This is a genomic window from Allobosea vaviloviae, from assembly GCF_001298265.1.
GTDB classification, from domain to species: Bacteria; Pseudomonadota; Alphaproteobacteria; order Rhizobiales; family Beijerinckiaceae; genus Allobosea; species Allobosea vaviloviae_B.
Genome location: NZ_LGSZ01000064.1, coordinates 1 through 9,836 on the forward strand (window position 1 = coordinate 1; position 9,836 = coordinate 9,836).

Consider the following 9,836-nt stretch of genomic DNA (forward strand, 5'->3'; position numbering starts at 1 on the left):
GGCGGCGGCCCTTCTCCCTCCCCACCGCAGGCGGGGGGAGGGAGAAGGGCCGCCGCCAGCGCCGACAGATCGCTGTCGGCGAAGGAGAGCACCACCACGTCGCCCGCAGCCAAGCCGAGATCGACGGCGTCCTCGCCGTCTTCGAGCCTGATCTCGCTGGTCGGGAGAAGATGCATCGCTTTGCGTCAGGCCCCCGCGAGGGCCGCTTCCACGGCCTTCACGTCGAAGCCCTTGAGCCCGATCACGGTGAGGCGCCCGTCGCGCGCTTCACTCTCTCCCCAGGCACGGTCGAAATGATGGCTGACGCGCCGGCCGACACCCTGCACGACCAGGCGCATCGGCTTGCCCGGCACCGCCGCGAATCCCTTCAGCCGCAGCACGCCGTCCGCTTCGGCGGCCTTTGCGACGCGAGCGGACAAAGCCTCCGGCGAGAGACCCGCGGGCAGGGCCAGCGCCACCGAATCGAAATCGTCATGGTCGTGATCCTCGCCCTCGCCGTGATGCGAGGGGCGCGCGGCGAGATCGGCCTCGGCCGCCGCACCCAGTCCCACGATCAGCGCCGGCTCGACCTTGCCATGGCTGGTCTCGACGATCTTGATCGCCTTGGGCAGATGCGCGGCAATCTCGGCCTTGACGCGGGCCTTGGCCGCCTCGTCGATCAAATCGCTCTTGTTGAGCAGGATCAGGTCGGCGCACAGGATCTGGTCCTCGAACACCTCTTCCAGCGGGTTGTCGTGCTCGACGGAAGCATCCTGCGCGGCCTGCGCCGCCATCGCCTCGGGATCGTCGGCGAACTGTCCCCCGGCGACGGCCGGGCCGTCGACGACGGCGATGACGCCGTCGACCGTGACGCGGGCGCGGATCGCCGGCCAGTTGAAGGCCTGGACCAGCGGCTTGGGCAAAGCGAGCCCCGAGGTCTCGATCAGGATGTGCTGCGGTGGATCGGCCCGGTTCAAAAGCTTCTCCAGCGCCGGCACGAAATCATCGGCGACCGTGCAGCAGATGCAGCCATTGGGCAGCTCGACGACATCCTCTTCGGTGCAGCCGGAAATGCCGCAGCCTTTGAGGAATTCGCCGTCGAAGCCGAGATCGCCGAACTCGTTGACCAGCACCGCGAGGCGCTTTCCCTCGGCGTTCTCGAGCAGGTGGCGCACCAGCGTGGTCTTTCCGGCGCCGAGGAAGCCGGTGATGATCGTGCAGGGAATCTTGGTCAGTGACGTCATGTCGGGCTCGCTATGGCGATGGGAGGGATGCGCGCGACCACGCCCTTGCGGATCGCGTCGGCGCGTTCGCGCCAGGGCACGATGCCGTCATGCGTATCGCGGTATTGGCGCGCGAAGGTGAGCAGCGTCTCGACCCCGTCTTTCGGGTCGAGATCGCCATAGACATAGGTCCAGCGGCCTTCGCCGGCCAGCGCGACCGTACAGGGCCGCTTGCAGACCGAGAGGCATTCGACGGTCTCCACGGTAACGGACGCCTCGCAAGCGGTGTCGAGCGCTTGCGCCAGCCCGGCGGCGAGAACGGCGCCGGGGCGGGGCGCGTCAGGGTCGGCGCCGGCCGCACGGCAACTGGCGCAAACGAGAATGCGCACGTTTCCCGCGCCTGATTGCAAGCGTGGCGGCATCATGGTGGTGCTCATGCTGCGATCGGGTTTCAGGCCGCGCCGGGCAGGGCGGCTGCGAGGAAAACCAGACCGACGCAGGCGAGAGCGGCAGCGGCCGCGCGCAGCGGCAATGGCAGGGCCGCCGGCATCGCAAACAGGCGCCGCACCAGCAGGATCGTGCCGACCGTGATCGCGGCCTGGATCGCGACGAGGCCGACGAGATAGGCACCGACCACGGCCGTGTCCGCACCGATGATCGATTCGGCGAGCGCATGGCCATGGGCGAAGCCCGCGGCCGCGAAGATCGCCGCCAGTGCGGGCAATGGCAGCGAGGGCTTGAGCACGCCGATGGCGCCGATCAGCACGAGGCTGCCGGCGACCAGGATCTCGCCGCCCGGCAGGTCGAGGCTGTTCATATGGGCGAAGGCGCCGAGCCCCATGCCGACGATCCACAGGACGGGAAGCAGCAGCGCGCCCGAGGCGTAGCGCGAGGCGACGAGGCCGACGGCGACGAGCGCGGCGAGGTGGTCGAGCCCGAGAATGGGGTGGCCGAGGCCCGAGAGCAGCCCTTCGGTCAGTGTCGACGGCGTTCTCCCGCCCATCGGATGATGGGCGAAGGCTGGTGTCGTGGCCAGGGCTGTGAAGGCAAGGGTCAGGCGCATGCGTGGCGTCATGGTCGAGGGGTCTCCGTCACAAGGCAGCCGGTCTTGCGACCGGCCAACGTTCCCAAGGACGGAGCCGCATGACCTTCGCCACGCGAACACAGCCGCCGTCGGAACACCCCGTCCGATGGGCCCATAGGAACACTGTTGACGGCAGGTCTCCTGGCTCGCGGGTCTAGGCATCCTTCGCCGCCTTCCCGGGATGGTGTCCCAGTGGCCGATGGCGCAGAACTCGCCGCTTACAGTTGCGGGGGCAGCCGCGGCATCGCACCGCGTTCCCTTTTCACCTCCTCGCGGAGGCACCGTCGGCCGAGATCATTAGCCATGTGGGCGATGCTGTGCAATGGACCCTCTAGACGGCGATCCGCCTCCACCGTCATTGCGAGCGCAGCGAAGCAATCCAGAGCCGCTTGCTCCATGCCCTCTGGATTGCTTCGCTGCGCTCGCAATGACGACCGCTTTGACGAGACGACCATGACGTCGATCCCCCATCTCACCCTCGTCCTCGGCGGCGCCCGCTCCGGCAAGAGCCGCCATGCCGAAGCGCTGATCGAGGCGCTGCCGCCGCCCTGGACCTATGTCGCCACCGCGCAGGCCTGGGACGACGAGATGCGCGTGCGGATCGCCGAGCACCGCGCGCGGCGCTCCGGCGACTGGCTCACCCTCGACGCGCCGCTGCAGCTGCCTGCCGCGATTCGCAGCGTCACGGCCGGGCCGATTCTGGTCGATTGCCTGACGCTGTGGCTGACCAATCTCATGCTCGCGGAGCAAGACGTCGCGGCCGCCGGCCGCGACCTGATCGAGGCCTGCGCGCAGGCGTCAGGCCCCGTCATGCTGGTCACCAACGAGGTCGGCCTCGGCATCGTGCCCGACAATGCGCTGGCCCGGCGCTTTCGCGACGAGGCCGGCCGGCTGCATCAGGCGGTTGCGGCCCGCGCCTGCCGCGTGGTCTTCATGGTCGCCGGCCTGCCGATGCAGGTGAAGTGAGGTCGACATGACAACGCAGATCGACGAAGCCGCCCGCCACAAGGCCAAGATGGAAAAGCGCAAGGCGGTGCAGGATGCCGAGGTCGCTTCCAAGACGGTCGAGAAGGGCCTGCTGATCGTCAACACCGGGCCGGGCAAGGGCAAGTCGACGGCCGCCTTCGGGCTCGCGCTTCGCGCTCTTGGCCATGGCTGGCGCATCGGCGTTGTGCAGTTCGTCAAAGGCGCCTGGGAGACAGGTGAGCGACGCGCTCTGGAGGCGTTCGGCGGCCAGGTCTCCTGGCACACCATGGGCGAGGGCTTCACCTGGGAGACGCAGGACAAGGCCCGCGACATCGCCGCCGCGACGCGTGCTTTCGAGAAAGCCAAAGAGCTGATGGCAGACGAGACGATCCGCCTGATCGTGCTCGACGAACTCAACATCGCGCTGCGCTATGACTACCTGCCGCTGGCCGAGGTGGTGGCGACGCTATCCGCACGCCGCAGCTACCTCCACATCGTCGTCACCGGCCGCAACGCCAAGCCGGAGCTGATCGAGATCGCTGATCTCGTGACGGAGATGACTTTGGTGAAGCACCATTTCGCGGCGGGCGTGAAGGCGCAGGAAGGGATCGAGTTCTAGGCGAGGCGCGTCATTCTCGGGCTTGCCCCGAGAATCTCAGCCCGAAAAGGACCTCAAAGCCTGCGTCGGCACGAACTGCTCGGGTCAAGCCTGAGCACGGCGGTTAGGCAAGCGCAACTACCGCCCCCAGCCCCGCCAGCCCCCAAAGCAGCCCGCAGGCCCGCCTGTACAGCCGCAACGCGCGCCGGATGTCGGCCGCCGTCGCCTCGGCGCGCCCGTCGCCCATCCAGCCATCCTCGACCGTCACATCGCCATAGATCCGCGGCCCCGCCAGCCTCAAGGCCAGCGCGCCGGCCATCGCCGCTTCCGGACGGCCGGCATTGGGCGAGCGGTGTCGGCGCGCATCGCGCCGCACGGCCCGCCACGCCCCCGCCGCATCCGCCTCACCGTCGAGGCCCGCAGACGCCACCAGCAGCAGCGCCGTCAGTCGCGAGGCCGGCAGGTTGACGAGGTCGTCGAGCCGGGCTGCGGCCCAGCCGAAGGCGAGATGGCGCGGCGTCTTGTGGCCGATCATCGAATCGGCGGTGTTGACCGCCTTGTAGAGCGCGATTCCCGGCAGTCCGGCGACGCCGAGCCAGAAGGCCGGCGCGACCACGCCATCGGAGAAATTCTCCGACAGGCTCTCGATCGCGGCGCGCGACACTCCGGCCTCGTCGAGGCTGTCGGGATTGCGGCCGACGATCATCGAGACGGCCTTTCTCCCCTCGCTGAGCCCGCCGCGCTCCAACCCTTCGGCGACGGCGGCGACATGCTCATGGAGGCTGCGCTGCGCCAGTAGGGTCGAGGCCAGCACAGCGAGCGGCAGCAGGCCGGCGGGTCCGAGCGTCCGGCACAGCCATGTCAGGCCGAGCGAGAGCATAAGCGTCACCGCAAGCAGGATGAGAAGCGCCGCGATGCCGGCCGCCTTGCGTATCGCGAAAGACGCATCCTCGCGGTTCAGCGCGCGGTCGAGCTGTGCGATCAAGGCGCCGAGCCAGGTGACGGGATGGCCGATCAGCGCATACAAGCGCTGCGGATAGCCGAATGCCGCCTCGATCAGAAGCGCGGCCAGCAGCAGAAGCAGGGTGTCGGGCATGGCCATGGACGGGCGGGCAAATCGTGGCTGAAGACGGCATCTGGCATGGCGGGGATATCGCCGCGGCGCGCGCGCTCTTTCCCGATGCGCCGAAGCCCTGGATCGATCTCTCCACCGGGATCAATCCCATCCCCTATCCGCTTCCGAAGCTGCCGTTAAGCCTCTGGCAGCGCCTGCCCGGCGCCGATGACGAGGCGGCGTTGCTGGCTGCGGCGCGTGCTGCCTATCGCGTCCCTCCTGAGGCCGACATCATTGCGGCTCCCGGTACGCAGATCCTGATCGACCTGCTGCCGCGCGTGCTGCCGGAACTGGTCGCGGCCGGCCCGGTTGCCGTGCTCGGGCCGACCTATGCCGAGCACGCGCTGGCCTGGCGCAAGGCGGGCGCGCGGGTGATCGAGGTTGCGACACTGACCGGAACGGCCGGCGCAGCGACGGTTGTGCTGGTCAACCCCAACAACCCCGACGGCCGTTGCCTTCCTGCGAACGACCTGGCCGCTCTTGCCACGCGTTGCGCCGGGCGCGGCGGCATGCTGATCCTCGACGAGGCCTTCGCCGATTTCACGCCTGTAGCGAGCCTGCTCCCGATGCTGCCGCCCGCGACGATCGTGCTGCGCTCCTTCGGCAAGACCTATGGGCTGGCGGGTGTGAGGCTCGGCTTCGCCATCGGGGAGGTGGCGCCGATGGCGGCGTTGCGGTCCGCGATGGGTCCTTGGGCCGTCGCCGGACCAGCCCTGCGAATCGGGGCTCTGGCGCTGGCCGATACGCGATGGCTGGCGGACGCAGGCACCGCCCGTGCCGCCGATGCGGCGCGGCTCGATGCGCTTTTGTCACCATTGGGACAGATCGTCGGCGGCACGACGCTGTTTCGCCTGCTCGCCACCCCGGACGCCCCCTCGCTCTTCGCCCATCTCGGCCGGCACGGCCTCTATGTCCGGCGCTTCCAGAACGACGCGACATGGTTGCGCTTCGGCCTGCCGGGCGATGCGGCAGCCTGGACAAGGCTCGAAGCGGCGTTGGCATCCTTCGCGCGGGGCGTGGTCTCAGCTTGAGCCTTGCATGCGCCACGCGCCGGGACAGGACCGCAACCGCCCGCTAGTTTGCCGTTGATCTTGCCTGAACATGCCTTGCCTCGAGAGGAATCGATCGAATGCCCGCACTGCTGCCCGATGGCGAACTGACCATCTGCTTCGCCCATGCCGCCTACCAGTTGCAGGCCGAATTTCAGACGCGGGGGCGCCCGGCGAAGAGCTTCGAGGTCCGCTCGCTCGACGAATTCAAGGCCCGCGCCCCTGAGGCAGATGTGGTGGTGGTCTCGGGCCTCTGGCGCAACGAACTGATCGCGACCTGCCCCAAGCTGCGCTTCGTCCAGTCGGTCTCCGCCGGCACGGACCAGTACGACAAGGCGGCTTTCGCGGCCGCCGGCATTCGGCTCGCCAGCGCGCAGGGTGCCAATGAGCGCGCCGTCTCCGAGCACGCCATGGCTCTGATCCTCGGGCTCACCCGCCAGATCCACCTCGCCCGCGACAACCAGACGGCGAAGAGCTGGCGCCCGATGATCGGCGACCGCACCCGGCGCGAAGACGAACTCGGCGGCAAGACGCTGGTCATCGTCGGGCTCGGCCGCATCGGCCTGCGCCTGGCGACGCTGGCGGCAGCCTTCGGGCTGCGCGTCATCGGTGTCCGCCGCAGCCCCGAGCCGCAACCCGGCATCGAGGCGATCGTGCGGCCCGACCAGTTGCACGAGGTTCTGGCGCAGGCCGACATCGTCGCGCTGACCTGCCCGCTGACGCCCGAGACGGAGAACCTGATCGATGCCAGGGCGCTCGCTGCGTTGAAGCCGACCGCGCTCCTGATCAATGTCGCGCGCGGCAAGGTCGTTGACGAGCAGGCTTTGATCGCGGCCCTGAGCGAGGGACGGATCGCCGGCGCGGGGCTCGACACCTTCGTCGAGGAGCCGCTGGCCACAACCTCGCCGCTCTGGGCGATGCCCCAGGTCATCGTCACCCCGCACAGCGCCGGCGAGACGCGCGCCTATGAGGGCAATGTCGTCGACGTGCTGATCGAGAACCTCGGCCGGTTGGCGCGCGGCGAGACGGTCCTGCGCAATCAGGTCGTCTAACGCGCGTTTCAGGCGCGCAATCCCCGCCACCACGCCCGCGCCGCATCGCGGGCCCGGATGGCGAAGGCGTAGGCCGCGCTGCTCCTGACCCAGTCCAGCGCCCGGCGCCGCAGCCGGTCGAGCAGGGTCATCAGCCAGCTGAGCCAGCCATAGGTCAGGAGCTTGTCGCGGCCCGCATGGTAGATGCGCTCGACCAGCAGGAAGCTGACGAGATGGGCGAAGGCGAAGACCACGAGCCCGGTCCGTAACCGGCCGTCCGCCATCATCACCAGACCGAGCAGCTTCAACGGCTCTGCGAGGGCGAAGGGCACAGCCAGCAGCGCCAGGATCGCCAGCCGCGACTGCCGGGCGATGGCGACCTCCATCCGCGCCACGATCCGCAGCGACGCCACCCAGTCGATCAGCGGCCGGTAGAGCGGCCGCGCGATCTCGTCGAATACGATGACGACGGTCAGCACCGCGCGCAGGATGGCGAAGAGGACGCGCGCGACGGGGTTGCGTTTCTCGTCTGGGGTCGGCCGTTCGGTCATCGATCGTCCTTGCATCGCGCTCGGCCGTTTACCGGCTCGCGTCGCGCCGACTCATCCTGCGCGATCCCAGCAATTCTCAGGCCTTCTGCCATAACACGCGCCGTCATCCCGGGCGCAGCGAAGCGGAGACCCGGAATCCATTCCGGAGCGCTTGTCGGAGAGGTTCCGGAATGGGTCCCGGGTCGCCCTGCGGTCGCCCGGGACGACCCGCGCGCGCGTGACGAGCGCAGGTTGCCCGCGACCCAAGAAGGCTCACCCCGTCTTCGCATCCTCGATCATCATCGCCGCACCCTTCTCGGCGATCATCATCGTCGGATTGGCTGTGTTGCCCGAGGTGATCGCCGGCATCGCCGATGCGTCGATGACGCGCAGCCCCTTGATCCCGCGCACCCGCAGCCTCTCGTCGAGCACCGCGCGGGCGTCGTCCTCACGGCCCATCTTGGCCGTGCCGACGGGGTGGAAGATCGTGGTGCCGAGCGCCGCCGCCGCATCCAGCAGCTCCGCATCGCTCGCCGCAGTCGGCCCCGGCAGATGCTCCTGCGGCCGGAAGCGGGCGAGCGGCGCCTGTTCGACGATCCGGCGGGTCAGTTTCAGCGCATCGACGGCGACCTGCCGGTCGGCCTGCGTGTCGAGATAGTTCGGCGAGATGCTCGGCGCATCCTGCGCATGCGGCGTCTTGATATGGATATGGCCGCGGCTGGTCGGGCGCAGATTGCAGACGCTGGCGGTGAAGGCATCGAACGGGTGCAGTCCCGAGCCCCATGAATCCAGCGAGAGCGGCTGGAAATGATACTGCAGATTGGCCGTCGCATAATCGGCGGACGACTTCGCGAAGGCGCCGACCTGCGAGGGCGCCATCGTCAGCGGCCCGCTGCGCAGCGCCGCATATTGCAGCGCCATCAGCGGCCGGCGCCAGATCTTGGCGTAGTCGCTGTTGAGGGTGCGCACCCCCTCGACCTTGTAGACCGGCCGGATCTGGAGATGGTCCTGCAAATTCTCGCCGACGCCGGGCAGGTCCGCGACCGTCTCGATGCCGAGGCCCTGCAGCCGCGCCCCGTCGCCGATCCCGGAGCGTTCGAGCAAGGCGGGCGAGCCGACGGCGCCGGCGCAGAGCACGACCTCGCCGGAAACCTCGACGCGCAGCGTCTCGCCGCCATGCGTGAATTCGACCGCGGTGGCACGGCCGTTCTCGACCACGACGCGCTCGACCAGCACGCCGATTTCGAGCCGCAGATTGGTCTCGCGCGCGTCCAGCACCGGCCGCAGGAAGGCGTTGAAGCTGCTGAGCCGCCGGCCGCGACGCTGGTTGACCTGGAAATAGGACGAGCCCTCGTTGTCGCCGGTGTTGAAATCGTCGATCTTGGCGATGCCCGCTGCAGCCGCCGCCTCGCGGATCGCGTCGAGGATCGCCCAGCGGACGCGCGGATGCTCGACGCGCCACTCACCGCCGGCCTTGTGCATGCCGCTGGCGCCCGGCCCGGTATGGTCCTCATGCTTGAGGAAATAGGGCAGCACATCGTCCCAGCCCCAGCCGGAGAGGCCGAGCTGGCGCCAGCCGTCGTAGTCGGCCGCCTGCCCGCGCATATAGACCATGGCGTTGATCGCCGACGAACCGCCGACCACCTTGCCGCGCGGATAGGTCAGCGCCCGGCCGCCGAGGCCCGCCTGCGGCTCCGTCTTGAACAGCCAGTCGGCGCGCGGATTACCGATGGCGAAGAGATAGCCGACCGGGATGTGGAACCAGACCCAGTCGTCGCGCCCGCCCGCCTCCAGCACCAGCACCTTCTTGCGCGGGTCGCGCGAGAGCCGGTTGGCGAGCAGGCAGCCAGCTGAGCCCGCGCCGATCACGACGTAATCATAGGTGCCGATCGTGCGGCGTCCGGCATCATCGTGGTCGGCCATGGCGTTTCCTGCTCGTGACGGCGGGTGGCTCCCGCTCTTGACCGGGCGAGGGATAAGCTGCGTGGCACGACCCGGCAATGGAACTGTCGTCTATGACCTGCTGTTTCGGCCCGGATGATCGCTTGCAAACTCTCGGGGCGGTCATGGCGCGTTCAAGCCCTCCCCCCGCCTGCGGTGGGGAGGGTTGGGGGGGGGGCCGGACCGCTCGGCGACCCCGCGCGAGGGGGGGTCTCGGCGTTACGCCCCCCCCCCCCCCCCCCCCCCCCCCCCCCCCGCGGGGGGGGGGGGGCCGCCGCCCCCCCCGGCCCCGCCCCCCCCCCACCGCGCGCGCGGCTCCGC

The 9,836-nt window shown here is 69.3% G+C and carries 10 protein-coding genes and 1 riboswitch; of the genes, 4 read left to right on the plus strand and 6 right to left on the minus strand.

Features of this window, described 5'->3' with window-relative positions; all coding sequences use genetic code 11:
* Positions 1-185: 185 nt before the first annotated feature.
* The 3 genes from cobW to AE618_RS23010 form a co-directional block, all read right to left on the minus strand.
* Positions 186-1,223: a cobalamin biosynthesis protein CobW gene (gene cobW, locus AE618_RS23000; protein ID WP_054211415.1), complete on the minus strand. Its 1,038-nt coding sequence runs from the start codon at positions 1,221-1,223 to the stop codon at positions 186-188.
* A complete protein-coding gene (locus AE618_RS23005) occupies positions 1,220-1,591 on the minus strand; it encodes a DUF1636 domain-containing protein (protein ID WP_349236448.1) in 372 nt (123 codons plus the stop codon). The genes cobW and AE618_RS23005 overlap by 4 nt, the downstream gene beginning before the upstream one ends.
* A gap of 62 nt (positions 1,592-1,653) precedes the next feature.
* Positions 1,654-2,265, minus strand: coding sequence for a HupE/UreJ family protein (locus AE618_RS23010; protein WP_054211416.1), 612 nt, complete (start codon positions 2,263-2,265; stop codon positions 1,654-1,656).
* Between the two features lie 135 nt (positions 2,266-2,400).
* A riboswitch (cobalamin riboswitch) is annotated at positions 2,401-2,587 on the minus strand.
* Between the two features lie 152 nt (positions 2,588-2,739).
* Between AE618_RS23010 and cobU the strand changes: the two genes are divergently transcribed.
* Both cobU and cobO read left to right on the plus strand, forming a co-directional pair.
* Positions 2,740-3,252 (plus strand): bifunctional adenosylcobinamide kinase/adenosylcobinamide-phosphate guanylyltransferase, encoded by a 513-nt coding sequence (cobU, locus tag AE618_RS23020; protein WP_054211418.1) that lies wholly within the window; start codon positions 2,740-2,742, stop codon positions 3,250-3,252.
* Positions 3,253-3,259: 7 nt separating this feature from the next.
* Entirely contained in the window at positions 3,260-3,871 is a 612-nt protein-coding gene (cobO, locus tag AE618_RS23025; RefSeq protein WP_054211419.1) for a cob(I)yrinic acid a,c-diamide adenosyltransferase, read from the plus strand.
* Between the two features lie 103 nt (positions 3,872-3,974).
* On the opposite strand, the gene cbiB is transcribed toward cobO, so the two are convergent.
* Positions 3,975-4,952 carry an adenosylcobinamide-phosphate synthase CbiB gene (cbiB, locus tag AE618_RS23030; protein WP_197280869.1) on the minus strand — a complete coding sequence of 326 codons (978 nt, stop codon included), beginning with the start codon at positions 4,950-4,952 and terminating at the stop codon, positions 3,975-3,977.
* A 17-nt stretch (positions 4,953-4,969) separates the two neighbouring features.
* On the opposite strand from cbiB, the gene cobD reads away from it, so the two are divergent.
* The gene (gene cobD / locus AE618_RS23035) at positions 4,970-5,995 is read left to right on the plus strand and encodes a threonine-phosphate decarboxylase CobD (RefSeq protein WP_349236449.1); all 1,026 of its coding nucleotides are present in this window, start codon (positions 4,970-4,972) and stop codon (positions 5,993-5,995) included.
* Between the two features lie 98 nt (positions 5,996-6,093).
* On the plus strand, positions 6,094-7,065 hold the full coding sequence (locus AE618_RS23040) for a D-2-hydroxyacid dehydrogenase (RefSeq protein ID WP_054211421.1): 972 nt from the start codon (positions 6,094-6,096) through the stop codon (positions 7,063-7,065).
* 8 nt (positions 7,066-7,073) lie between these two features.
* Here AE618_RS23040 and AE618_RS23045 read toward each other — a convergent pair whose 3' ends face one another.
* A complete protein-coding gene (locus tag AE618_RS23045; protein WP_054211422.1) occupies positions 7,074-7,595 on the minus strand; it encodes a hypothetical protein in 522 nt (173 codons plus the stop codon).
* A 252-nt stretch (positions 7,596-7,847) separates the two neighbouring features.
* Complete coding sequence (locus AE618_RS23050) at positions 7,848-9,497, minus strand: GMC family oxidoreductase (protein WP_054211423.1); 1,650 nt, start codon at positions 9,495-9,497, stop codon at positions 7,848-7,850.
* Between the last annotated feature and the right edge of the window lie 339 nt (positions 9,498-9,836).